21 protein-coding genes and 2 pseudogenes are annotated in these 23940 nt (G+C 67.7%); 16 read left to right on the top strand and 7 right to left on the bottom strand.

Annotated features, from left to right (window positions below):
* Window positions 1–146: 146 nt before the first annotated feature.
* The 6 genes and pseudogenes from ACSU6L_RS03600 (at window position 147) to ACSU6L_RS03575 (ending at window position 8958) form a co-directional block, all read left to right on the top strand.
* Window positions 147–1358, top strand: a complete 1212-nt coding sequence (locus ACSU6L_RS03600; protein WP_437064747.1) for an ATP-grasp domain-containing protein — start codon at window positions 147–149, stop codon at window positions 1356–1358.
* 71 nt (window positions 1359–1429) lie between these two features.
* Window positions 1430–2512: pseudogene (locus ACSU6L_RS03595) on the top strand (MFS transporter).
* Between the two features lie 157 nt (window positions 2513–2669).
* Complete coding sequence (locus ACSU6L_RS03590; protein WP_437053432.1) at window positions 2670–4130, top strand: tyrosine-type recombinase/integrase; 1461 nt, start codon at window positions 2670–2672, stop codon at window positions 4128–4130.
* A gap of 26 nt (window positions 4131–4156) precedes the next feature.
* On the top strand, window positions 4157–6076 hold the full coding sequence (locus ACSU6L_RS03585) for a hypothetical protein (protein WP_437053430.1): 1920 nt from the start codon (window positions 4157–4159) through the stop codon (window positions 6074–6076).
* Window positions 6073–8571: a hypothetical protein gene (locus tag ACSU6L_RS03580; RefSeq protein ID WP_437053428.1), complete on the top strand. Its 2499-nt coding sequence runs from the start codon at window positions 6073–6075 to the stop codon at window positions 8569–8571. Before ACSU6L_RS03585 ends, ACSU6L_RS03580 begins: the two co-directional genes overlap by 4 nt.
* Complete coding sequence (locus ACSU6L_RS03575) at window positions 8572–8958, top strand: hypothetical protein (RefSeq protein ID WP_437053426.1); 387 nt, start codon at window positions 8572–8574, stop codon at window positions 8956–8958.
* A gap of 171 nt (window positions 8959–9129) precedes the next feature.
* Here ACSU6L_RS03575 and ACSU6L_RS03570 read toward each other — a convergent pair whose 3' ends face one another.
* The 3 genes from ACSU6L_RS03570 to ACSU6L_RS03560 all read right to left on the bottom strand — a co-directional run bounded on the left by ACSU6L_RS03570 (window position 9130) and on the right by ACSU6L_RS03560 (window position 11139).
* Window positions 9130–9750 (bottom strand): NPCBM/NEW2 domain-containing protein, encoded by a 621-nt coding sequence (locus ACSU6L_RS03570; RefSeq protein ID WP_437053424.1) that lies wholly within the window; start codon window positions 9748–9750, stop codon window positions 9130–9132.
* 13 nt (window positions 9751–9763) lie between these two features.
* Window positions 9764–10279: a DUF4282 domain-containing protein gene (locus ACSU6L_RS03565; RefSeq protein WP_437053422.1), complete on the bottom strand. Its 516-nt coding sequence runs from the start codon at window positions 10277–10279 to the stop codon at window positions 9764–9766.
* 161 nt (window positions 10280–10440) lie between these two features.
* The gene (locus tag ACSU6L_RS03560) at window positions 10441–11139 is read right to left on the bottom strand and encodes a hypothetical protein (protein WP_437053420.1); all 699 of its coding nucleotides are present in this window, start codon (window positions 11137–11139) and stop codon (window positions 10441–10443) included.
* A 395-nt stretch (window positions 11140–11534) separates the two neighbouring features.
* On the opposite strand from ACSU6L_RS03560, the gene ACSU6L_RS03555 reads away from it, so the two are divergent.
* The 6 genes from ACSU6L_RS03555 (at window position 11535) to ACSU6L_RS03530 (ending at window position 16240) form a co-directional block, all read left to right on the top strand.
* A complete protein-coding gene (locus ACSU6L_RS03555; RefSeq protein ID WP_437064746.1) occupies window positions 11535–12542 on the top strand; it encodes a Kelch repeat-containing protein in 1008 nt (335 codons plus the stop codon).
* A gap of 143 nt (window positions 12543–12685) precedes the next feature.
* Window positions 12686–13273, top strand: coding sequence for an HAD-IA family hydrolase (locus ACSU6L_RS03550; RefSeq protein ID WP_437064744.1), 588 nt, complete (start codon window positions 12686–12688; stop codon window positions 13271–13273).
* Between the two features lie 35 nt (window positions 13274–13308).
* Window positions 13309–14166, top strand: a complete 858-nt coding sequence (locus ACSU6L_RS03545) for a DUF317 domain-containing protein (protein WP_437053418.1) — start codon at window positions 13309–13311, stop codon at window positions 14164–14166.
* A gap of 37 nt (window positions 14167–14203) precedes the next feature.
* The gene (locus ACSU6L_RS03540) at window positions 14204–14701 is read left to right on the top strand and encodes a hypothetical protein (RefSeq protein WP_437053416.1); all 498 of its coding nucleotides are present in this window, start codon (window positions 14204–14206) and stop codon (window positions 14699–14701) included.
* A gap of 119 nt (window positions 14702–14820) precedes the next feature.
* Window positions 14821–15846 (top strand): SpaA isopeptide-forming pilin-related protein, encoded by a 1026-nt coding sequence (locus ACSU6L_RS03535; protein WP_437053414.1) that lies wholly within the window; start codon window positions 14821–14823, stop codon window positions 15844–15846.
* 106 nt (window positions 15847–15952) lie between these two features.
* Window positions 15953–16240 (top strand): hypothetical protein, encoded by a 288-nt coding sequence (locus tag ACSU6L_RS03530; protein ID WP_437053412.1) that lies wholly within the window; start codon window positions 15953–15955, stop codon window positions 16238–16240.
* On the opposite strand, the gene ACSU6L_RS03525 is transcribed toward ACSU6L_RS03530, so the two are convergent.
* Window positions 16198–16704: an ATP-binding protein gene (locus ACSU6L_RS03525; protein ID WP_437053410.1), complete on the bottom strand. Its 507-nt coding sequence runs from the start codon at window positions 16702–16704 to the stop codon at window positions 16198–16200. The genes ACSU6L_RS03530 and ACSU6L_RS03525 overlap by 43 nt on opposite strands.
* Before the next feature lie 212 nt (window positions 16705–16916).
* Here ACSU6L_RS03525 and ACSU6L_RS03520 point away from each other — a divergent pair, with 212 nt between their 5' ends.
* The gene (locus ACSU6L_RS03520) at window positions 16917–17243 is read left to right on the top strand and encodes a DUF6087 family protein (RefSeq protein ID WP_437053408.1); all 327 of its coding nucleotides are present in this window, start codon (window positions 16917–16919) and stop codon (window positions 17241–17243) included.
* 145 nt (window positions 17244–17388) lie between these two features.
* Here ACSU6L_RS03520 and ACSU6L_RS03515 read toward each other — a convergent pair whose 3' ends face one another.
* Window positions 17389–18369 (bottom strand): ATP-dependent DNA ligase, encoded by a 981-nt coding sequence (locus ACSU6L_RS03515; RefSeq protein WP_437053406.1) that lies wholly within the window; start codon window positions 18367–18369, stop codon window positions 17389–17391.
* Window positions 18370–18481: 112 nt separating this feature from the next.
* A complete protein-coding gene (locus ACSU6L_RS03510) occupies window positions 18482–18727 on the bottom strand; it encodes a DUF6233 domain-containing protein (RefSeq protein ID WP_437064742.1) in 246 nt (81 codons plus the stop codon).
* Here ACSU6L_RS03510 and ACSU6L_RS03505 point away from each other — a divergent pair.
* On the top strand, window positions 18620–18928 hold the full coding sequence (locus ACSU6L_RS03505; RefSeq protein WP_437065242.1) for a hypothetical protein: 309 nt from the start codon (window positions 18620–18622) through the stop codon (window positions 18926–18928). The genes ACSU6L_RS03510 and ACSU6L_RS03505 overlap by 108 nt on opposite strands.
* A 476-nt stretch (window positions 18929–19404) precedes the next feature.
* Here ACSU6L_RS03505 and ACSU6L_RS03500 read toward each other — a convergent pair whose 3' ends face one another.
* Window positions 19405–20175: a hypothetical protein gene (locus tag ACSU6L_RS03500; protein ID WP_437053404.1), complete on the bottom strand. Its 771-nt coding sequence runs from the start codon at window positions 20173–20175 to the stop codon at window positions 19405–19407.
* A gap of 444 nt (window positions 20176–20619) precedes the next feature.
* On the opposite strand from ACSU6L_RS03500, the pseudogene ACSU6L_RS03495 reads away from it, so the two are divergent.
* Both ACSU6L_RS03495 and ACSU6L_RS03490 read left to right on the top strand, forming a co-directional pair.
* Window positions 20620–20778: pseudogene (locus tag ACSU6L_RS03495) on the top strand (hypothetical protein); the annotation flags it as partial.
* 293 nt (window positions 20779–21071) lie between these two features.
* The gene (locus tag ACSU6L_RS03490; RefSeq protein ID WP_437053402.1) at window positions 21072–23936 is read left to right on the top strand and encodes an N-6 DNA methylase; all 2865 of its coding nucleotides are present in this window, start codon (window positions 21072–21074) and stop codon (window positions 23934–23936) included.
* Window positions 23937–23940 lie beyond the last annotated feature (4 nt).

Genomic DNA, 23940 nt, shown 5'->3' with positions numbered 1-23940 from the left:
CCCAAGTGCCTCAAGTGGTGACACGCGATCGAGATTCGCCCTCGCAGCCCGTGACACCCAATCAGCCATTCCTCACGTACCTGATCCTCCCGAGGAGCCTGCTCTTGACCGACCGTCCTGTTGTCCTGGTCGTTGCCGCGGCCGACATGGAAGCCGAGGCGTATCGCGGCTACTGCCTGCAGTCCCTTGCCGCCGCCTACGACGTCGTCCTCATCACGGGCGAGGAACCGTCGTGGGAGGTGCCGTACATCCGGGACTGCCTGGTCGTGCCCGACCCGACCGACCAGGCGGCTCTGTCCGCCGCCGGCCTCGCGCTGGCCGAACGGTACGATCTGGCCGGGGTGTTCACCTGGACCGAGTGGTACCTCGTCCCGGTCGCCCGCCTCGCACGCCAGCTCGGCCTGCCGACCACGGCGCCCGAGGTGATGCAGGCGTGCCGCAACAAGGCCAACTCGCGCGCGCTGTTCGCCCGGCACGGTGTGCCGTCGGCCACCTCGACGAGCGTGCGCACCCGCGAGGAGGCGCACACTGCGGCCGAGCGGATCGGTTACCCAGTCGTGCTGAAGCCCTCCGCGCACGCGGCCAGCATCGGCGTGATCCGCGCCGACACCCCCGAACAGCTCGCCGACGCCTACGATTTCGCCGCCCGAGCCGCCGCACAGGGGACCGAGAACACGAGCGTCCTGGTCGAGGAATACCTCGACGGACCGGAGATTTCCGTCGAGTGCGTCACCTACCAGGGCGAGACCACCGTCGTCGCCGTCACCCGCAAGACCGTCAGCGCCCCGCCCTTCTTCGAGGAGCTGTCCCACTCGGTGGACGCCGCCGACCCGCTCCTCGACGTGGTCGCCCCCACTGCCCGATCCGCGATCCACGCGCTCGGCATCACCGACGGCGTCAGCCACATCGAGATGCGACTGGTCGATGGCCAGCCCCGCCTCATCGAGGTCAACGGCCGCCTGGCCGGAGACATGATCGGCCACCTTGTCCACCTCGCCACCGGCATCGACCTGCCCCGCGCCGCCGCCGACATCGCCTGCGACCGCGCCCCCGACCTCACCCCCACCCGGAGCGAGGCTGCCGCAATCCGGCTGATCTACCCGGAGCGCTCCGGCAGGCTCACCACGCTCCGCGCTGACGGCCCGCGCCCGCCCTGGCTGCACCGCGTCCACTTCCAGCGCAGCCCCGGCGACCAGCTCCTCCTTCCCGAGGCCGGTGGCGACATGTTCAGCGCCCGCATCGGCTACGTCATCACCACCGGCCCCGCGGGGGACGTGGCGCACGCCCGTGCCGAGCAGGCCGTCCGTGCCCTGACCATCGAGGTCAGCACGCCTCCCGACGCGGAGCGGGCCGCGTGACGGACATAGACGCGGCCGTGCGGGCCAGCCGTCGCCTGCTGACCGGCTACTTCCTCGGCCTCGGCGTGGTGATGGCCGTGTGGGGTGCTCGGATGCCGGCCGTTCAGCAGGCTGCACATCTGGACACCGCCCGCCTGGCCCTGGTGCTCCTGGCCGCCGCGCTCGGCATGGTCGCCGGACTCCGCGTAGGCGGTCATCTGGTCCGTCCCGCGCGGCTACCAGCCCTGCTCACCACCAGCGCCGTCACACTCGCGGGAAGCCTTGCCCTGCTGGGACAGTGCCATACCTTCACCGCGCTGCTCACGGCTGCGCTGGTTTTCGGCGCCGTGCACGGTGTCCTGGACGTCGCGGTCAATTCGGCGGCGGTGCAGTGCCAGAACGCAGCCGGCCGGCCCATCATGTCCTCTCTGCACGCCGCCTACTCCCTTGGCGCCCTCGGCGGCGCCGCCTTAGCCGCGGCCACCGCGCACACCGCGCACAGCACCCTCTTCCTTATGAGCGGACTGGTGCTGGCCACCGCCGCACTCGCAATGGCACCGCAGGTACGGACTTTGGCCGGACTTGAGCAACCCAGTGGGGTTGACCAGCTCCGCTCCGACGAGGATCGGCCGGCGCTGTCGCCGGGGAAGCTGTAGCTGCTGGGCGCGCTCGCCGCCTCGAGCCTGCTGGGGGAGGGAGCGGCAGCCGACTGGGCAGCCGTCCACCTGGACAGCCTGCACGCCACGACCGCGGTCAGCGCGGCTGCGTTCGCCCTCTACAGCGCGGCCATGGCACTGGGACGGCTGACCGGCGACCGGCTCACCGCTGTCTTCGGTGCCCACACCGTGGTCCGGGCAGGAGCCCTGCTCGCCGCAGCCGGACTTGCCGCCGGCGCCCTGGCCGCCAGCGTGCCGCTGGCCCTGACCGGCTGGGCCGTCTTCGGACTCGGCCTGTCCACCACCGTCCCCTCGCTCATCACCGCCGCAGGCGTCGGCGGCCCGAAGTCCGTGGCCACCGTCTCCGTGACCGGCTACTTCGGCCTGCTGGCCGGCCCCGCCCTGATCGGCGCCCTCGCCAGCACCACCAACCTGCGCATGGCCCTGCTGCTGCCCGCCCTCCTCGCAGCAGCCGTCGCCGCCCTGTCCCACCGCGCCCTGGAGAAACCCCGCCCTTGACCGTCACCACCGCCCACACCGGCCTCGACGCCGTGATCTTCGACTACAACGGTTAGGTCCAGTGTCTCTACCTGTCTCAGCTCGTTGACGGGGTGAACGGTGAGGTGGCGATGGGCTGTTAGGTTCCGCGGTCGTTACCACCAGCCGCGGGAGTGCGATGCCTTACTTCTTCACTTCGTCCAGCCATCTGGTCCGGCACCAGGGGGCTTTGAGCAAGCTCGGCTTCGATGTGTCTCAGATGTTGTCCGGGCCGGCGACGTTGCCGGAGGGCACGCCGTTCTTCGTGGACGAGGACATGCGTCCGGTCGAGCCGATGTGCTCGTACTTCTTTGATCTCGCCCGGCATGTGGGCTCGGAGAGCCTTCGGGACTACGCGTACGACCTGATGGGGTTGGAGGACTTCCTGGCCCGGGTGCTGGATCCGCCGTCGGACCTGTTGTCGGCGACCGAGGCGGACCTGGTGGCCTTCCGGCGGTGGCGCACGCAGTTGGCTCCGGTTCCAGTTGGGGCGGCGACGTGGCGGCGCAACCGTACGGCGATCAATGGGTTCTATGACTGGGCGGTCGGTACGGGTCTGCTGGAGCGGCGACCGTACGCCACGCGTCGCAGTGGGCGGGATGCCTTGTCGTGGGGAGCGGCTGCCGATCTGGATGTGCGGCATCTGTCGCGGGCGCAGTACGTGATGCTGCACCGGGTCGGTCTCGGGGGTGATCTCCCGGACGGCAGTGCGGATCCGGGTTTCCGGCGTGCGGGGCGGCTGCGGAACATGGCGGGCGCGGACCTGGCGGTGACGACGGGGATGCGGTTGCGGGAGTTCAGCTGCCTGCTGGACATGGAGGTGCCGCGCCCGTGCCCGGGGGCTGGGGCGGTTCCGGTGGCATTGGGGGCGATCGCGAAGTACGGCTTTGCCCGGGGGGTGATGGTGCAGCAGGCGGTGTTGCGGTCGCTGGAGCTGTACCGCCGTACCGAGCGTGCCGCTCAGGTGGCGCGCAGCCATGGGGCGCTGTGGCGGCGGCGCGCGGAACTGTTCGTGGTGGACGACGTCGATGAGCGGCGGATGCGGGTGTCCGGGCTGCTCCATGGTCGGCGGCGGTCGTTCGATGTGGTGGCGATGCCGGCGCCGCTGCGGCGGATCGCGGTGCTGGAGGGGGAGCGAGGGCTGGAGCCGCTGGGGTTGTTCGTGGGCCGGGGCGGTGGGGTGGTGTCGGCGTCGCGCTGGCAGCAGGTGTTCGATGCGGCGGCCGAGCGTGCTCGTCGGCTGTCGGAGGAGTGGGGCGGGGTGGAGATGCCGCGCAGGGTGCGGCTGCACGATCTGCGCCATACCTTCGCGGTGTTCATGCTGCGGCTGTTGACCGAGCAGGTCGTCGAGGACGAGCGGCGCCGCCGGGAAGCGGGCGGATCGGGGGTGTGGCTGCTACAGCACGTGGCCCGGTCGCCGCTGCTGATCCTGCAGCGGCTGCTGGGGCATCGTGATCCGCGGTCCACGATGAAGTATCTGCGCTATCTGGAGGACGTGAGCGCGATCGTGGCGCGGGCGGTGGAGGAGTGGACGCGGGAGGACCGCACGTTCGCCGACTACGCCCTGTTGTGTGCCGGCCGGGACGGCGGTGGTGTGTGATGCCGCGGCGTGGGGAGCGGAGGCAGGTGCCGGGGCAGCGGGTCGAGCCGCTGGCGGTCGTGGCGGAGCCCGCGCGGTTGGGGGTGCGGGAGGTAGAGCGTGCGTCGCGCCGGGATGGCGCGGTGTGCCGGGTGGATCCCGGCCGGTTCGCCTGTCGCGCTCTGGCGGCGGAGTTGGCCGACGAGTGGGTGCTGTACTGCCGGGCGCGTGCCCTGCGGGGGCCTGACCGGGCCGCGCGGGCGGTGCGGACCTTTGCCGAGTTCGCCGACGCATGGCTGGCCGACCGCGGGCTCGAACCGCAACTCGTACGGCTGGCGGGGGGACCGGCGGACCTGACGGAGATCATCTATGAGTGGGAGCACGAACTGCGCCGCGCTCACCCTTATCCGTCCAAACGCGGCTACGAGTTGGCGTCGAATCTGCTGGCGCTGATCGAGCAGCGGTCCGTACGGGAAGGGGACCTGCCGCCCAAGCTCGCCGCCCGGGCGCAGGCGGCGCCGCTGTTCGGGAAACCGGCTGAGGGGCCTCCGCTGGAGGAGTTCAGCCAGGCCGAGCGCGTTGCGCTGCGGGATGCCGCCCGCCGCGACATCCGGGCCCTCGAGCGCCGTATGGCCGCCGGCCGGGACTTGATGGCGACGGGGTGCGACCCCCAACAGGGCGGCTGGGAGACCGTGGCGAACCTGGTCTGGGCGATGCATCAGGGACTGCTGGACACGAAGGTGCTGCGTGCCCATCTGCCGACGTCACCCGGACACTGGCCCGGCGAGATCCGGCAGATCGCCGGGGACGCAGGCGCGACATGGGCCCCGCAGGCGCTGCTGGCCGGCCTTGCGGCGATGGTGTTCCCGCGTGAGCTGGATCTGCAGCCGTTTCGCGTGTTGCTGCTCCTGGCCATGGACGAATGCACACCGGAAGAACTCCTCGATCTCGCCCTGGGCGACGTCGAATTCACCGACGGCGGAGTGCGCCTTGCACAGACCAAGCGCCGCGCCGGACGGATCCGACGCCGCCTGCACACCGGTAGCGCGGCGGCCGACGACGGTGACGGGTCCAGGTTCGACGGGGAGGGCCGCTGGGACGTACCGGGGCTGCTGCGCCGCCTGTTCACGGTCACGGACCCGGTCCGGCACGCCTACCCGGACGTCGCCAACTGGCTGTGGGTGGCGGTGGAGCCCTCCGGCGCCGGCCGGGCGCGGGTAGGCGGGCGGCGGGCCGAGTTCGTCCTTTCGGGGCGCCGACTGACCGACTGGATCACCCGTCAGCGTCGGGTGGACGGACGTCCATTGGAGATCACGGCGCCGCACGATGCGCGCAGACTGCGCAAGACAGCCAAGATCGGAAGGGTAGTCGCGCTGGGCGGCACGGTCGCCGACCTGGCAGGCGACGACCACCACGTGGAGGTCTTCCGCCGCCACTACGCGCACGGCACCACCGCGCACGTCCTGGCGGGACGGGCCGTCACCACAGCCCAGCAGAAGGTGTTCGCGTCGCTGACCCGACCGCTCTTCACCGACGACGAAGCCGTGGCCGACCTGACAGAGCCCGAGGTAAGTGCCGCGCTGGGCCTGGACGAAGACACCGCAAAGGCGATGCGGGACGGGCAGCTGGACATGGGCCTGGTCAACTGCCGCGACCCCTATGCCTCCCCGCACACGCCCGCGGGCTCGGTGTGCCATGTCGCGCCGGCGATGTGCATGCTGTGCCGCAACGCGGTCGTCTTCCCCTCCCACCTGCCCCGCCTGGTGCTGCTGGCCGAGCACATCGAGCGGATGCGCAACCGGCTCACCCCGCCCCAGTGGCAGGCCCTCTGGGGCCGCCAGGCCGCCGCACTGGCCCAGCTGTTCGACGAATGCGCCGCGTCGATGCCCGACGCCCGCCGCGCGGCCCAGCAGGGCCGAGCCCGGCTCGACCTCCCCCTCGGCATGCGAACGGAGTACAACCGGTGAGCGCCCCCGCCCGCGACGAACCAGGTCTGCGGACTCCCCGGGCGGCGTTCCACGACGACCAGCCGGTCTTCACCGTCGCCAACGGACTGCTCGAACAGCACCAGGACCTGGTTCCCCTGTTCGGCGAGCGGGAACGCTGGAGCGGCTCCTGCCTGCGCCGACCGAGCAACGTCATCCCCGGCAACTGGCGGATCGTCTTCCCCACCTTCGACGCGGCATGGAACCTGCGGGCCAGGGAGGTCGCCTTCGCCCTGCTCAACCCGACCCACCCCGTCCTGCGGAACGCCGGCGTCTTCCGTCCCGCCCAGCCGGCCCACCTGTCCACGGTGCGACAGCTGATCGAGCGCCTCGGCGTACTGGGCCGCTGGGCCATGGCCCAGAACCAGCCCAGCCACCTCCCGCACTGGACCGATGACACGCTCACCGCGTTCCTGGCCTCCCTCCTGCAGACCGGCGTGACCCGGGAGCGGTCCCTGATCCCCTACCGGTCCATGCTCACCGCCCTACACGACCTGCATCCCGTGCTGACCGACGGCGGACTCCTCGCCGACCCGACACCATCCGCCATCGTGGGCGCGGCCTGCACCACACCGACCCCCACCGTCGAACCGGCCGTATGGTGGCCGCTGCTGCGAGCCGCCTGGACCTACATCAACTCCTTCGCCGACGACATCCTCACCGCCCGGGACGAGACTCTCGCCCGGCCCGCACGCCCCTCCCGCGTCGGTCCGTCACGGGCGCGGCCGAGCATCGACGAACGGCTGGACGCCTGGCTCGCCGACCCCGCGACCCGGATTCCCGTCCACGCCGACGCATTCCGCACCAGCCCCGCGGGCACCCCGATGTGGTCGGTGATCAGCCTGCTGATCACCGACGGCACCAACGGGCACGCTCTGGGCGCCTCGCGCCCATCCGCCGCCTCACGCCGCCGCCGCGTCCTGGCCGAAACCGCCCGTGGACGCACCATCGCCCTCACTCCCGGCCAGGCCGAGCAGATGCTCGGCCTCACCTGCCAGCCCAACGCCCCGTCCACCCAGACGCCTCAGCGCTCACAGGCCGAACGCGACGCTGCCCTGAAGACATGGCTTGCCGAACCCGGCCACCTCGTCCCGGTCCAGGAGACGACCAGTACTACCGCACAAGGAGACCAGGTTGTCCGCACCCCTCGCTGGTCGCTGCTGGCCAGCCTCGTCTACGGCCCCGGCGGCCCGCGCACCATCTCTCCAAGCTCGGCGGCCTCCCGCCGACGCCGCGCGAGGGCCCAGGCCGCCGTGGACGCAGGCCAGTACCAGGTCCTGGCGGGGCAGGCCCGCGCCGCCGACCTGCCTCGCCCCACACCGCACTTCACCGTCGTACGACGCGCCGACGGCACCGAAGGCCCGTGGCGCACTCATCTGACCGACCGCGACCTCGGCGAGGAACTGCGGGCCCTGCAAGGCGCCGTGTACTGCTTCGTGGCAGCGCTGTCGATGATGCGCGATTCCGAAATCCAGGAGATCCGCCGCGGAGCCCTCACCCACCACTACGGCACACCCGCGCTGCGCTCGCACAAGCTGAAGAACGAGCCCGGGCCCGTTGAGGAGAAGTGGTGGATCATCCAGCCCGTCGCCACCGCCCTGACCGTCCTCGAACGCCTATCGCAGCACCCCACCCATTTGTTCACCACCTTGGCCCCGCCCGGCACCTCGGGCCATGGCCGGGGAACGGGCCGACGTGGCCTCAGCGCCCCGTACGTCATCGACACCTTCATCGCCCACATCAACGCCCACCACTACACCACCGGCCTTGAAGCCATCCCCGAGGCCAGGGTCCGGCCGCACGAGTTCCGCAAGACCATGTCCGTCATCTGCGCTCAGGAACCCGACGGCGAGATCGCGCTCGGCATCCAGCTCAAGCACGCCGCCCGCCGCATCCTGGCCAACCCCACCACCCACTCCTACGCCGCCCCCGACGGCGCCTGGATACGTGAGTTCGACGACCGGCTCGCCACTGCCGCAGCCGCCAAACTCACCGGCCTGCTCACGACCCGTACCACCGGTGCCACCGTCGCCGTCGGACCCGCAGCCACCCGTCTGCACGCTGGCCTCGACCGCGCTGCCGCCCAACTCCCCGCCCCCGCAGACCCACAAGGACCGCCGCGCGGACTCCAGGCACTCGCCGCCGATCCCCGCGCAGCCGCCGACCTCATCCGCAACGAACTGCCCGAGCTGCACTTCGGCACCCTCAACCACTGCCTGTGGCAGCCGGAATGGGCCGAATGCACCAAGCACCTTCCACAGAACGAGGGCGGTGCGCCTCTCATCGGGGCCTGCCAACCGGCCCGCTGCCGTAACTCCGCCGTCACCGCTGACCACGCCCCCGTCTGGCTGGCCGAGCAAGACGACCTCACCGAGCAGCTGCGCGACCGCCGGCTTCCACCCGCCCGCCGAGCCGTCCTCCAAGCCCGCCTCGACGACGTCAAGACCATCACCACCGCCCTTATCCAGGACCTGTAAATGGCCGTCTCCCCAGCCTCCGAAGCCAAACTCCGTGCCGCCATGACCCGGCTCCTGGCCGGACAGCCCCAGAACACCGACGGCGCCCTCACCAAGGAAAACCTCGCCCGGGAAGCCGGCGTCAGCCACGCCACCGTCCACCGCGCCACCGACGTCCTCGCCGAATGGAACGCTCACGTCCCCCACCCCATCCGCCGCACGCCCAGCGAAAGGGCCCGCGACGACACCATCACCACACTGCGCGACCAGCTGACCCAGGCCCGCGAGCACGCACGCGACCTCCAAGGCCAGCTCGACGCCCTCGCCACAGTCACGGCGAACCTGTACGCCGAGAACCTCGCCTTGCGGAGACCCCTGCGCTACCGCACAGCCGACCCGGCCCGGTGACGCCAATTTGGTCGCTGCCCTCCGCATGCCTGAGAAAGAGGCAGGCATCGCCTTGGAGCCCGACGGAATACTGCTGGCCAGTATTGGCTACTAAGGGAACAATGCGAGTGTAGCCTTCTTGACGGTTCCATCGCGCAGAGCGTCCTCGGATGACACCTCACCCGATCTGGCTCACTTCAGTAGCGCGTCACCCCAGGATCCATAGTAGCTGCTTCCGGCATCTTGGCCGGAATAGGTTACAGTCAACTTCAGTCGAAGCGCGTCACTCACGTCCAGTTCGATCTTTTGCGACTGTCCGAGTGGAATCGTCTCTCTGTATTCATCCTTGCCGTCGACGGAAACCTCGAAGGTCAGCTTTCCCCCAGTCGGGGAATCATCGCGCAGCCCGGCGGTAGCGGAAAACGTGCCCCAGTGGCGGCCCAGGTTGTATTCGGCACTGGCTATAGGGCCTGCAGCGTTGACGATCAGTGTCACACTCCGGGCAAAGCCTTCCCCGTTTATCTCGGCTGTGCTGGTGTCCACGCCCTGTGTGGAAGTCAGTGGATCCAGAGTGCTCAGATACTGAGTTTGTGAGGTCGGGCCTGTAGTCACAGACTGACTCGGTACCGATGGCTCACTGGCCGTTACTGTCACGGGAGGGGGTGTTTTGGTGATAGTGCGCGTGGGCTGGCCAGTTCCGGATTCGCCCCCTCCGCAGGCGACGGAGCCCGCCAGTGCGGCAGATGTTACGAAGCCCACGGCTGCGATACGAAGCCGGCTCGTGGGCTTCCTTGGCTTGAAATTTGCTCTCATAGAGAACGCCCCGTCACACGTTACCGGAACTATGAGCAGAGCCGGGTCCGGCGCCTTCTCGGTCCTTTCGCTCCCTGACATCATGCAGGTCAGCCCCTATACGGAAGATCACCATCGCGAGCTCGAGAGTGATACGGCATACGAGGAGCCACAAAAGCGCGACAAGAGGACCGAAGACCACCACCAACACTCCCGCCCACGGAGATATAAAGAATCCCAGAACGACGTAGGCAAGCCAGACCAGCGCAATGACAAGCATTGCCACCTTGTATACAAATTTGACAACAATCGGCGTAACGAATTTGGTGAATCCGAAATCAAACAGATCCTCCAAGAAGCCGTCATCACGTTTCGTTTGCGAGCCAGGCGGAGACGGCGGGCCGAATCGTGGTGGCGGGCTGTACGGAGGCGGGCCGAATGCGGGGGATTGCTCTACGGACCGGGCGAGCCGGTGACCGCACTCCGAGCAGAAGGCGTCGGTCGGTGCTGTAGAGGCGCCACAATTGGGACAGCGGTCTGCTTCAGGCATTCTTATGCTCCCTGTCGCCCGCTTAACCAGGGGTCTATCTGTGAGTCAATCTGTGGCTTCGACTGGAGCCGCTGCATGGTGCCCGGTGCGGCTGAAAGGATAAATCGAGCCTTGTGACGATCACCGCCCGGACTTGGGGTATGGGCAACTCGAGCTGTTGATCACTGACGTTGGATGTCGGCCGCGACGATGACACCGTCGCGGACGGTGTATGTGCCGGCGAAGTATTGGTGTGTGCCGTCCGTCTGCGTGGCGTCGAGTTCAACTTCCACGGTGTCACCCACTACGGAAACGATCGTCACCGAGTCATGGGCTGTGTCTTTGAAGCCCTGCGCGAAGGCTGTATATGACCCACCTTGAATATTCTTTCCCCCGAGCTCCCAGGCACGCCTGTAGTCGCTGGCGTTGATGGCGTCAAAGTATGCCTCAACTGTGCCTTCTGGACTTCCCGCGGCTGGTGACGACTCGGTGGTGGGGCTGCTAGGCGTCGGCGAAATACTGGGAGGTTGTTCGGTGGGCTGAGACGGTGCCATGTCGCTGGTGGTCGGCGAAGGATAAGCCGACGTCGGCACCGGACTTATCCGCTGACTGGAATCTGAGCCGGTCCACTGGGTGATGCCGAGGTAAGTTCCGCCGCCGATGATCAGAGCAAGGAGAACAGCCGCTGTAGGGATGAGCAGGCGTCGGTTGCGTCGGCGAGTTGGGGGCGTCGTCACTGCGGACGGCCCATCCTCGCGGGGAGTCTCTTGGGCGCTCTCCTCGTCGGCGGCACTCAGGTCGGTGGAAGGTAGAGGCGCACCACAGACATTGCAGTATTGGGCGGGCTTGACCTCGTGACCATGGGGGCAGGTAACGGCCATCGGTGCACCGCATATGACACAGAACCTCGACGTCTCTTTCCCTCGCGGAGGCGTGTGCCCGTTCGGGCAGTGGAGTTGCGACTGATTCATGATCGGCAGCCCCCAGCCTGGTCAAAGGCTCCCTCGTTCCATGCTGCGTCACCAACGTCACTTCCGCATCCTGGGGACGGGCTCCGGCTTGGTGGAACGCCGGGTCTCGCGTCACTCGAACGCCGTACGGAAAGTTGCTCCGCCTGACGTCATTTCAGAAGCTGGAAAGGTCGCTCTTAAGCAACTTCGGTCAGACGATCGGCGTCGCAAGCGAAACGAGCAAAGTTTTCCGTATGCGGTACAGGTGGTGACAGAGAATGCAGCGAGGCTGGTTGTTCGCCAAGAGGAGCAAGGGATTGACTTTGATGCTGGGCGCGCTACTCCTTGTGCCCTCCTGTAGCGGCTCCGAACGGTCGGCAGACTTCACCATTCCGGCATGCCTAAAGACAGTTGAGTCGTCTGATGGCGAGCTCAGAAACGTCTGGTCTTCCGTCGCACCCTCTATTACCAAACGCTACTTTGCGGCAGCTGCGACTGGCTGCGACGGAAAGATATACCTAGTTGGAGGATTGGTGCCAAGAGCAGACTTTGACGAATCCGGCCTTGCTGACCAGACTGGGGCGCTGGAAATTTATGACCCCAGTAAGAATGCATGGTCGCCCGCGCCGGCCATGCCTACCCCTCGTTCCGACCCCGGCGCGGTTACGGGACGAGATGGACGTATCTATGCTATTGGTGGAGGCATTGGAGACCAATTCACCCCATCAGATGCAGTCGAAGTCTATTCTCCTGATTCGAATACTTGGGAAGTGGGCGCCCCGTTGCCGACCGCGATGGACAATGTCAACGCCACGGTGGATCGAAATGGAAACATGTACGCTATTAATGAGGACACCATGGCCATCTATAACGCAAAGGATGGAACGTGGAGTTTGGGTCCTCCGATGCCGACGCCACGGCGACGGATGGCGGTGGCTGCCGGCAGTGATGGAAAGATCTATGCTATAGGTGGTTTTGGTGGTGAAGGTGAAAGTCACGGTCCCCTAGATGCGGTTGAGGCGTATTTGCCCAGTACGGGCGCTTGGGAGAAGCGAAAGCGATTGCCGATCTCCTTGGGAACGACGGCTGGCGTAGTTGGCTTCGATGGCAAAATTTATGTGTTTGGAGGGCAAACGGGCGTCAACTGGGATTCGAGCTCAGCTGCCTATGCCTACACACCCGAGAAGGATTCGTGGGAGAAGATTCCTAGCATGCCGGTGGATCGCCACGAGCACTCTGCAGCGATTGGGCCAGACGGGCGGATGTACGTAATCGATGGTGATGCGGCCGGAGACGTTACCAACCGCGTAGACGTCTTTACGCCAGGCGGCTGACATGGAGAGGTCTCTGGGAGGGGATCCGTGCTGGGCAAGGCCGCCACACAGCGAGGGCCCACTATGCAACTCACGGACGGGGTCGGCTACACATCCGAGTGATGATGCCCTGCGACAAGATGCCCCTGCTGAGACATTGAACGCTGCCTAACAACGGCGTCATCGGCCTCCAGCCCACCCGCAGCCAGTGGCTCCACCTCGCCCGCACCGCCGGCTGGCCCGAAGGCGACCTCGCCGGCTTCCAGAGAGCCTTCTGGAGCGCACGCGAGCCCTACGACGCCGGCCAGCTCAGCGACCTCGCGTATTGGGCCAAGGTCCTCGGCTCCCACCCCAGCCCCAGCCTGCTGCGCGAACTACGCAACGCCGACACCTCCATGTGGACCGGCACCGACGGCCACGTCCTGGAGGTCCTCAACCGCATCCATGAGACAGGGCTGCCCATGGTGCTCCTGTCCAACGCACCCCGGCACCTCAGCGACGTCCTCGACAGCCAGGACTGGCGCCCCCTGATGACCCAAACCCTGTACTCGGCCCGACTGGAGGTGTGCAAGCCCGGCCCGTCCGCCTACCAGCACGCCCTCCAGGCGCTCGGCACTGTCGATCCCCGCCGTGTCCTGTTCGTCGACGACCGGGTGGACAACTGCCACGCTGCCCGCCGTCTCGGACTGCGCGCCCTGCACTACACCGGTCGTCCCGCTGCCCTAGAAGCAGCTCTGCTGACCACAGCCTGACCCGCCGCAGACCTCACCCTCATTGGATCGCTCCCGTGCCGTTCCACGACGACATCGACGGAGACGTCTACGTCTCCCCGCGCTACCTCGCCCGTACCACCGGGATCGGCGACCCCGGCCTCGACCCGCTCCGGAACCTCGGCTGGGAACTCCACAACGACGACCTCGGCAACGCCTACCTCAACGCCCCCGACCGTAAGGTCCGCCTCGGCTACCTCCCCGAAGGCGAGGACGACGGTCTGTGGCGCATCAACGCCTACAAGGACCCCTTCGGCCCGCCCGTCTGGGGCGTGTGCTTCAACGACTCCTGCCCCACGGAGTTCGTCACCGCCTTCACCACCGCGCTTGCCGCGGCGTACGAGCAGGGCCCCAGCAGCTACCTTGCCCGGCCCGTCGCCGGCGGCAAGGACCGTGACCCGTTCCTGGCCGTTGCTCCGCTCATTAACCGTGGCTGGCTGATCGATCGCCCGCGATGGGGCGTCTTCGCCGTCCACTCACCTGACGGCCTCGCCGGTTTGGAGTACACCACTGGTGACCTCGACGCGGAAGTGGAGCTGACGACCCGAGAAGCCCGCTGGCAGCTGTGGGCCGGCACCTCCATCGATCGACCGTTTTGGTATGCCACAGCGAGTACCGACACTCCTGTGGCTCTCCTCAAGGCCGTTACTGAGAGCGTCTCTGACCCCGCACCTCTGCTCCGTTGGCGTGACGACACGTACAGCTACATCAAAGGCAGGGCTCAGCTGACCCCGATTGCCCCGCCGCGCCCGCTGGCCCCCACCCCGCTCGACGTGCAGCGCGCAGCCACCCGCCGCCCGGCAGCCATCCCTACCGTCAGCGTCCCACGCTGGAGCACCACCAGCCGTCCGGCACTCCCTGGCGCCCGCCGTTGACCACCCGTCGCCCACCTGTCGACCTGGAGGCATCTGCTTGGCCCTGTACGCCCGCGTGTTCTTCATGAACCGTCTGGGCCTCCCTTTCACCGACGCAGCCGTCGTCGGCAACACGTACTACGCCACCCCAGTCTCGGGCGCCCCGCTCCGCCTGCGCATCGACTTCGCCCGAACTATCACCGCAGGCGAGTACGACGGCCTGCGCCTTGCCGTCATCCACCAGGACAGAGGCGAGCTCGACGCAGTGGCCTTGCGGTTCGAGGACCACAGGACGTTCGACCACCGCGACGCAACCCTGGGCCGCAGCCCGAGGGAATCGGAGTTCGGCACCATGCGCGAGTTCCGCGACCGTCCCGAATGGGTGCCGTGGGAAGGCGCTCATACCGACGGACTGCGCGATGCCGTCGAGCAGTACTCCTCCGTGTGGTTTCCCGGCGCCTGGACTGCGTCGGCACCGGGCCGGGGTGCGGGCCGCACCACTCACAAGACTCCCTCCCCGCCGCCGACCCGGGGTGGAGGCGCTCGCACTCGCTGAATGCCCCATCCCGACGGGATCTCGTCGTGTCCGCCGCCCGCCCCCTCCGGCACCTCGACAGTCCCCAGCGTCGAGTTCGACCCCGCTGCCCCTCTCTCCACCGACAAGGAGCCCTCACCGTGCACGCTCGTACCGTCCGAGGCGCCGTCCGATCAGCTGCCGTCGCCATAGCCGTGACCACACCCCTCGTCTGGGCCCCGACCGCGACCGCCCAGGCACCCGAGCCGACGCCGTCTGCCTCCGCCGCCACTACGGGCGACCCTGAGTCCGCACTGGGCAGCGTCTCCATCCTCAAGAAGGATCCGGCCGGCGATGTCCTGGTCGGGGCTGAGTTCCTCCTCCTCGACACCACCGGCCAGGAGGCGGGAACGGGCAAGACCGACGCCGAAGGGAGGCTGAACTTCACCGATCTGAGCCCTGGCGTCTACCGGCTGAAGGAAACCTCCTCCGGCAGCCCACTCCACGATGTCGTCGACGACCAGGACGTCATCATCACCCCCGGCGCCACTGCCCGCCTGACCATCGTCGACCCGTTCAAGCCCGCCCAGGTCCTCCTGACGACGAAGGACGACAAGACCGGCAAGCTCCTGCCGGGCTCCACGGTGAACATCGGCCGCGGCAGGGAGACCCTGCTCACCCTCACGACCGGGCCGAACGGCACCGCCACCGGCGAACTGCCGGTGACCAGCAAGAAGACAGAGTTCTGGGTCAAGCAGACAAAAGCACCCGAGGGCTACGACCTCGACAAGTCCGCGAAGAGCTTCACCGCCAGCCCCGGCGCACCGGTCACCGTGACCGTCACCAACGCCAAGACCGCCAGCACCACGAAGCCAACCCCGACCGAGAAGCCGACAAACCAGTCGACCGGCACCCCGTCCACGCCCACGGTCACGCCGACCAAGGACACCCCCGGCGAGTCGGTCTCCATGGCGACCGGCTCGCCCGACGCCGACGTCTCCCCGGCGCCGACCACCACGGACGCCGCGTCGCAGAAGTCTCCGAGCGGCTCCCTCGCCCACACGGGTGCCGACGCCACCCCCTGGTTGCTCGGCAGCGCCGGAGCCCTCCTCGCCGTGGGCGGCGGCGCCGTCTACCTCGTCCGCCGGAGCAAGGACAACGGCGACGACGACCAGCCAGAAAGCTGACCAGAAGCAGCGCTATCAAGCTGAACAACTAGCCCGGCAGGCCCCAGGAGCACACACTCCTGGGGCCTGTTCCGTCAAGTTGCCTCGGACGGGCCGTCCAGCGTCAGTGGCGCAGGAAGTCGAGCGGCCGGCGAAGCACTTGGCGGACGGCGCCTGGAAGACAACTTCACCCGCCTGGCTCGCCGAGGCCCGGCGCCTGCTGGACCACCTCTCCCGCCACGGCGGCCGGACCGCCGTCGACTCCCCGCGTCTGAACCTGCGACCGGTCTCGCTGCCGATGATGCCCGGCTGGTGGGCGGCGGAGGCCACCCGGCTGGTCACCACATGGCGGCCCCCGCCGGCCGCCGCGGGTCAGAAGGAACCGGGCTCGATGATCTCCTCGCCCTCGTCATGAGGGGGCTCGAACCGGGCGTAGAAGTCGTCCAGCGCCGCCTCGGTGACGGTCAGCGCGTTGGCGTCCTCACGCTCGTTGCGCTCGGCAAGGCGCCGCAGTAGTTCCTCACGAGGTACTGGGAAGTACAGCAGCCGCGGTAGTCCGCCGGCCTCCTCGACGAGCTTCTTCCACTCCTCACGGTCCGAGCGCAGCCACAGCCCATGGTCCAGTACGGCGTCCCGCCCGGCGGCGATCAGCTTGACCAACTCTTGGCGGACCTCGGCAACCACCGGGGTCTCCAGGGCGAAGTAGTTCCGCTCCGGGTAGTCCACGCCGTAGCGGCCGTGCCGGGCGTGCACCCGCTCGTCCACGGACAGCCGCACCGCCCCGGTCGGCTCCAGCCGCCGCTTGGCGTACGTGGTCTTGCCCGACCCGGTCAGCCCGACCAGCAGATACACCACCGGCCCGGCCGCTGCCGTCTTCACTCGCAGTCCTCCTTCGCCCGTGGAGACTCCTTCCGCCCAGCCTGCCACCCTCAGCCCTCGCCGTGCCGCCGGATCGGTTGCGCCCTCACCCGGGGGCACCCCGTGATCCCTACGCCCCTGCTCCATGCCCTGCGCGTGCACGTCCGGTATGGGTGATCCCGAGCCTTGAGGGAAGCTGGCGGTGTGGTTCCGCGCTGCGCCACGATGATGCGATGCACGAGGAATCGTTGGAGGAATGGGCACGACGGCGCGAGGAGCGCCGGAATGCCACAAGGGGGAAGCTGCGGGCGGTGCCACTCACCGAGATGCCACACCGCGGGGCACACGTAGATCCGGAAGCGCCTCGGGTGATCGAGAGATGGACCGGAACGGAGTGGGAGACGGTTGGTCTCGTCGAAAACCTGGCGGCAGCCAAGGCTCTGATGTTCCCGCCCCCGCCGATCGAGGAAAAGCCTGCCCAGTGGGACCGCCCGCCAGGGCTGGGTCCGGGCCGTGGCCGGCATCGGAAGCCAACTCCGGCGGAGGAGCGGGACACGTAGGTCCGGGCCGGCGGACAAGCCGCTGGCACCGTAGTAAGGGTTGGAACTGGACCCAAGAAACTTGAACGGGCGGGCACCTCTTCCGCTTGAGGATCCTCGAGCCCCAGGTCAAGGGAACGCGCCGCACCGCGGCAGCCGCAGGAGGTCAGCCCTCGAACGGCGGTACCTGGTCGGGTGTGAAGTCGTCCCGCAGGCGGCGGTAGCGGACCGGGTGGCGGAATCGGCCCGCGTCGATTGCCATGTCGGCGATGAACTCGACGACCAGCTCGGGGCGGACGGGGTGGTACTCCAACTCTGCGCGTGTGCCCCAGCCCACGCTGAAGCGGCGGCCGTGCCACGGGTGGTCCGGCCCGCCGGGGGTCAGGCGCTGGGCGATCTCGCGCCGGTCAGCTGTGCGTAACGCAGTCGTCCGCGCGACCAGGCGCAGACTGCCAGTGGTGTCGTAGCGGCCCAGGAGCAGTGTCTGCGGCGACGCCAGCGAGCCGGTGATCCCGACGAGCACCGCCTCGGAGGAGACGTATGAGCGCACCTTGATCCAGGCCCGTTTGCCCGGCAAGTAGGGCTGCTCAAGGCCCTTGACCATCACGCCCTCGATGCCGGCTGCACCCCATGCAGGATCCAGCCACTGCTGCGCGGTGGCACGGTCGGTCGTATTGGGGCACAGGGTGAACGGCGCGGTGAGGTCGCCGCGGGTGAACTGCTCTTCCAAGACCGCGCGCCGGTAGTGGTACGGGCGGGCCAGCAACTCCGCGCCATCGGCCTCCAAGACGTCGAAGACCACCAGATAGGCAGGGAACTCCGCGGCGGCCTGGGCAGCGCTGCGGCCCCGGCGCCGGGCACGCCGCTGAAGCTCCCCGAAGTCCAGCCGCCCGTGGGCGGGCACGACCAGCTCGCCGTCCAAAACCAGATTGAGCCCGGCAGCAGCCGCGGCGATGTCCGGGAACGCCGACGTCAGGTCCGCACCTTGCCGGGACTGCACCATCACCGCACCGGGCCGGGCGAAGAGGAGGGCACGAAAGCCGTCACTCTTGGCCTCCATCACTAGATCACCGGGAAGTGCTCCGTCCGGCGGCAGCTCCCGGCGTGATTCTGCAAGCATCGGCTCGATGGGAGGGATCAGCACCACACCGCCACATATACGCAGTGCACGCCGATCGCTGCCCGCTGATGCCCCCAGGCGGTCTAACGCTCACCGGAAGGCCCGGCGAGCCGCTCGGGCGGGGAGGGCATAGAGATGCTCAGGCCAGATCCATGCCCAGTTCGCTGTCCGGACGGCAGGACGCGCACGCCTCAACGGTCGGGTCGGTGAGCGCGGCCCGAGCCTCGTCTGGCCTGATCGAGTGCGTGGACCCTTCCACCCTCGTGCAGTCAGCAAGATGGACGACGGCGGGCTCTGGGTCGTCAAGACTTTGATGCTGCTGAACGACATAACTGGTTCCTGCGCGCGGCGCGGCGAAAGCGGGCAACCTCCCGCCTCCCTTCACCCGACGCCTCGGTCGCTGCTGCTGAGGCGGACCTTCGGCGCGGACAAGGGCCTTTCGTACCGCATCGCGCTGGAGACGCAGGTAAGTGCCGACCGTATCGCTCTCCGCGACCTGTCGGTCAAGGTACGCGAGGATCACCCGCAGCCGCGCCGGATCAGTCGGCAGTTCAGACATGGCACGCACCATCCCCGCACTGGATGAAGCCGCTCATCGCCAGCTCCTTCCTCCCTGCCTCTCCGTGTGAGGCGAAGCCCAGGCCCTTGCTCGCCGACCCTGCCAATACGAGTGGTACACCACCACCGACGAGAGCCGGATGAGCCGCTGCCGCAGCATGATCTGCGGGGCCGGGGCGAGCTGCTGATGGGGGGCGTGCCACTCCTGGTGCGCACGGGTGTCGGGGATCGGACTCATGGCCAAATTCAATCATGTGTTCGATAAGGCTGGTGTGGCGCTTCCTGATCTGGGTGACGCTCAGACTGTGCCTGAGCGCGATAGTTGTCACCTGGGCTCGATACCTGTCACCGACGTGGTCGGCAGCTACATCGGCCGTGGTGTGGTGCCCCGGGCTGGCGCCGGGCGCCCCCGCGTCAGGCCTGACGCGGTCATCGCGGGCAAGGCGTACTCGTCCGGGGCCACCGCCAGGTCCTGCGCAGGCGGGGCATTCCAGGCAGTGTGGCCTAGTCGTCCCTCTCGATATCGCGCTTGAGCTGTGCGGTCAACGTCAGGTAGTACGCGGTGTCCGGGGTCCGGGTGTAGGAGCAGACCAGACAAGCACCGCTACCGGTTTCCTCGAACTCCGCCGGATAGTCGAGCTTGAAGCTCTCGTACCCGCACACCCCGCAGTCTTCGAGGTCACAGCCCTCCCGGTCCGGATTATGCTTGGGGTGGGGATACTCAACAAGATCGGGGGCCCGCTCGGCGCGCAACTCCACTTCCTCATGGCCGAGGAAGTCGAGGTACTTCTGCGCCCGGTCCCGCTCGTAGATATCGCGCACCTCGGCCTTGACCCATCGGCCGTCGCTCACTACTTCGGGTATGCGTCCGAGGGCCGGATGCTCGTCGAGCGCCAGCAGCGCGTCGATGTGGTGCCGCTCCAGGGAACCTTTCCCGCGACCGTGACGAGGGGCCTGGGTCTGCTTGATGCCATCGCGCAGGGTTGCCGTGTCGACGCGGACACGCCCCAACCCGTCCCCGTCAGGCAGCGAGATGAGGAGAGTGCCGTCCTCCTGTTCGTCCGCCTTCTCCTCGATAACCGTGAGGAGCTCTGCCGCAGAGCGCATCATTGAGCCCTTGGGCTTGGTTTCCTCCCCGGGCCATTCGGCCGCGACGATGGTGAGGAGCCCGTTGCTGAGGGCCTGATCGAAGATGGCCTCACCCCCGGGGACCTCGTGGTCAGCCTCCAGCACAGCCGTGCATTCCGCGTACTGGTAGGCGCGCTCTATCTCCATCGGCTGATTATCTCGGTCGGCCCGGCCGGCGCCACAGGCACTTCGAGGCGTCGACCTGCGTGACCGCACAGCAGGTGACGAAAAGGCTGATCACATCCCGCAGGTGACAAGAATCCTGAGCAGACAGTGCCAACCGTCGTGCTCCGTCCTACGGCTAGGCCCAGGCAGACCGGCATCCCGGTGACAAGTACCGAGCTCCGGCACACAGACGCGCCGCAGCTGATAGGTGTCACAAAGGCAGGCTTGTTGTCACAGAGCACCTCGTCGGAGATCTCCGATTACTACCTGCGAGTCGTCGAGGCGCTTCGCGGTCTCCGATGTGACCACCCCCTACATGCGCCGGGGTAAGACCCGCTGAAGGGCCTCTTGGCGCATGTCACCGCGACTTGTGGCCCAGGCGCACCGCTCATCATCACGCCCGTGGACCGAGTGAGATGATGAGCGATGCCCGGCCGGTGGGTGGCCGCGGGTCTAGGAGGGCGAGTGGCTGGGGACGGAATCCGCGCGCTGGTGGATGTCGGCTGGGCCGTGGCTGATCTGCTGCGCGGCACCATGGGTGTCAATCAGTACCGCAAGGTGATCCTCCCGTTCACCTTGCTGCACCGGATGGACTGCCTTCGCCGGCTTGAGTCGGACCTGCGACTGAAAGCGACAGCCGCAGAGGGGGAAAGCCGTCTCGCGGCCACAGTCTCGGACGCGGCGATGGCCGGTTTGGACGGGACCGATGGCGCGCCGGATGCCTCGGGCAGCCTCGGCGGCTTGCTCACAGCGGTTGACGAGACGTCATCGGATGCAGAGTCGCGCCTCGCCGAAGCGCTGGGGCGTTTCGTACGGGGTTTCTCCGCCGAGGTCGTGGACGTGCTGGATACGTTCGACTTCGCGTCCACGGTAGGCGGTTGGCAAACGCGGGTGTGCTGCGCCAGGTGGTGTCCCGGTTTGCCGAGCTCGATCTGGGTCCTGACGTCGTCTCCGACCAGGAGATGGGGCGGGAGTACGAGGAACTGGTCCGGCGTCTTATCGACGGGGAGCCGGAGGTGTCAGGCGAGCAAACGAGCCCCCAAGATGTGACCGCGCTGACTGTCAGACTGCTGCTGGGGCCGGACGGCGCGACGCTAGACCGGGAGGGTCCGCCGATCGCCGTGCATGACCCGTGCTGCGGCACCGGAGGCATGCTCACCGCCGTCGAGGACTTTCTGCGTGGCATGGGCAGTCCCGCCGAGGTGACGGTCTTCGGCCAGGAGATCAACGCGGAGAGTCGTGCGATCGCTCGTTCCGCACGCATGATGAGAGGCTTGGATCCGACGGACATCCTGTCTGGCGACGTTCTCAGCGACGACCAGTACGGAAGCCAGAAGTTCGACTACCTACTGTCTAATCCGCCGTGGGGCTTCGATTGGCGGAGGGCGCAGGACGCCGTGAAGCGCGAGGCGGAGGAGTTGGGTCCGGCCGGGCGCTTCGGGGCTGGGCTGCCTCGTGTTAGTGATGCTTCCTGGCTCTTCGTGCAGCACATGGTCGCCCATATGCGGCCTTCGGCCGAAGGCGGTGCTCGGGCGGCCCTTCTGCTTCCCGCTCTGTCGCTGAACCGGGGCGGTGCCGGATCGAATGAGTCGAAGATCCGGCAGTGGCTGCTGAAGAACGACCTGCTGGAGGGTGTGGTCGCTCTTCCCTCGCATTTGTTCACCAACACCGGTTTCCCCACGTGTCTCTGGCTGCTGTCCAACCGCAAGCCGCTCCGACTTCGAGGCAAGGTGATTGCGCTGGACGCGCGGGGGGACTTCGCGACATTGCGTGGGCCCTTGGGGCGCAAGCGGCACTATCTGACCGACCAGCACATCGCCCGCCTCGCGGACCGCTACGAATCGGCATACGGAACCTCGAACGAGAGGCGGGGGGCCGATGGCGAGGCGGGGGCTTTGCTGCTCGACGTCGACTCCTTTGGTTACCAGGAAGTCACGGTCGACCAGCCGCTGCGGCAGCACTTCACGGCGCACTCCGCCACCGTCACCGATGCCGAGTCATGGCGGAAGCCGACAGGATTCGCTGGGATGGACTCCGTGGTGGGTGCTCTCCGGGCTTTGAGCGGGCAAACCTGGACCACTTGGGCCGCCTTCGAGGGCGCTTTCTCGAAGGCCCTGAAGGACGCAGGTCTGCCGACGGAGCTACCGCGCGGGCTGTGGCGCCGAGTACGTCATGCAGTGGCCGAATCGGCTCCAGAGGGTGAGCTGCAGCAGGATGCGGAGGGGCGTCCGCTGCCGGATCCCGAGCTGCGTCACAAGGTGAGGGTGCCCCTGGGGCAGGACGTGAGCGAGTTCATCGAGCGGGAGATAGCGCCCGAGTACCTGCGTGACCAGGTCGGCATCGAGATTGGCTACGCCCTGCCCCAGGCCCCGTTCCTGGCCGGCGGCCTTGACACGGGCTTCGGGCCGCTCTCCATGGTGGCAAGGCGCATAGCGAACAGCTCACCCGGCAGAAGGGCCATGGAGGGCTTGCCCCTGCTGAGTGGCAGAGAACTCCAGACGGCGGTGACCGCAGCGGATCTCACAGAGGCTCCCCGGCCGCGGCAGGCCGTGGCCGTCTGCACCGGCGGCGACGTGGTGGGACTGGCAGGCAACTGGCGCCTGCTACCCGCGGATTTTGGCGACGCCGTGACCGCAATGACCGTGCTTCGTCCCATCGGCAACATCGGGCGCGCTCTGTGCGAATGGATGCGGACCCGAGCGAGCGAAGAGGACGGCCCGTACTCGCGCGTGGATATGAACTCGCCTGTGCCCGTCGAACTGATCAAGGACCCTGAGTTCAACGCGTATCTAGATGATCTCGATCATGGCAAGGCAGCCCTGGCCAATACAACCTCCAGGATCTTGCCGAACGTGTTCCATGGCCTGCAGGCTGGCATCGACGAGATGCGTCGAGCGGCCAAGGCCTCCGCACACGAGGCGCGCATCATCGAGGAACTCGTCCAACCGCTCGGGGATCCGGTCCGACGGGCCGAGTGGACCTATCCCTACCACGTGGCGGCGCTGGCCCGGCAGTACCGCATCGCCACGGCACCAGCCCATCGCAAGGATGCTCTCCTAAAACTCGCCGAGGGCGTGGCTCGCTGTGTCGGGGTGCTTGCCGTCGCGGTCCAGATCCATCGAGACCAGGGCTTCATCGATACCCTCCGCAGGAACAGGACCCTCTCGCAAGGTGGTGCGACCTTCGGAACGTGGGAGAAGCAGATCGAAGCCCTAGTCAAGGTCGGCGCTATCCCCGAACTTCCGGAATTGGAAGGAGCTCTGGACCCCGGCGGTGTGCTCGGAACGCTGCGCGAACTGCGCGGGATGAGGAACGACTCAAGCCACGCAAGCAGGGTGCAGCCGGAACATAAGCTTGAGCGCGAGGTTGATGCTCTGCAACCTCTGGTCGTGGCAGCCCTGGAATCGGTGGGCTGGCTATCCGCACTGCGCTGGGAGCTGGTCGACACCTGCGCGTACACTGGCAACGGCGGATTCACCCTGATCGGGCGGCGCCTCCAAGGAAGCCATCCTGACTGGGAACCCTTCGAACGCCCGTTCCTCGGCACCCTTGACCCGGACCGCATCTACGTGGAAGGCCCCTCGTCCCCGCAGCCGTTGCCCTTGTGGCCGGTCGCTCGCGCTGAGGTCTGCGAGGATTGCGACGCGCGTGAGCTGTTCCTGTTCCACAAGTTCGACAGGGCGAGCGGGGACATCGCACTGCGCTGCGGCAGGGACCACAAGTTTCCCCGGGACGACAGCTGAAGGT

It is taken from the genome of Streptomyces sp. enrichment culture (assembly GCF_964272855.1).
Classification (GTDB): Bacteria; Actinomycetota; Actinomycetes; order Streptomycetales; family Streptomycetaceae; genus Streptomyces.
The sequence above is the reverse complement of the archived record's forward strand: the minus strand, read 5'-3'. Positions and strand labels throughout refer to the sequence as shown.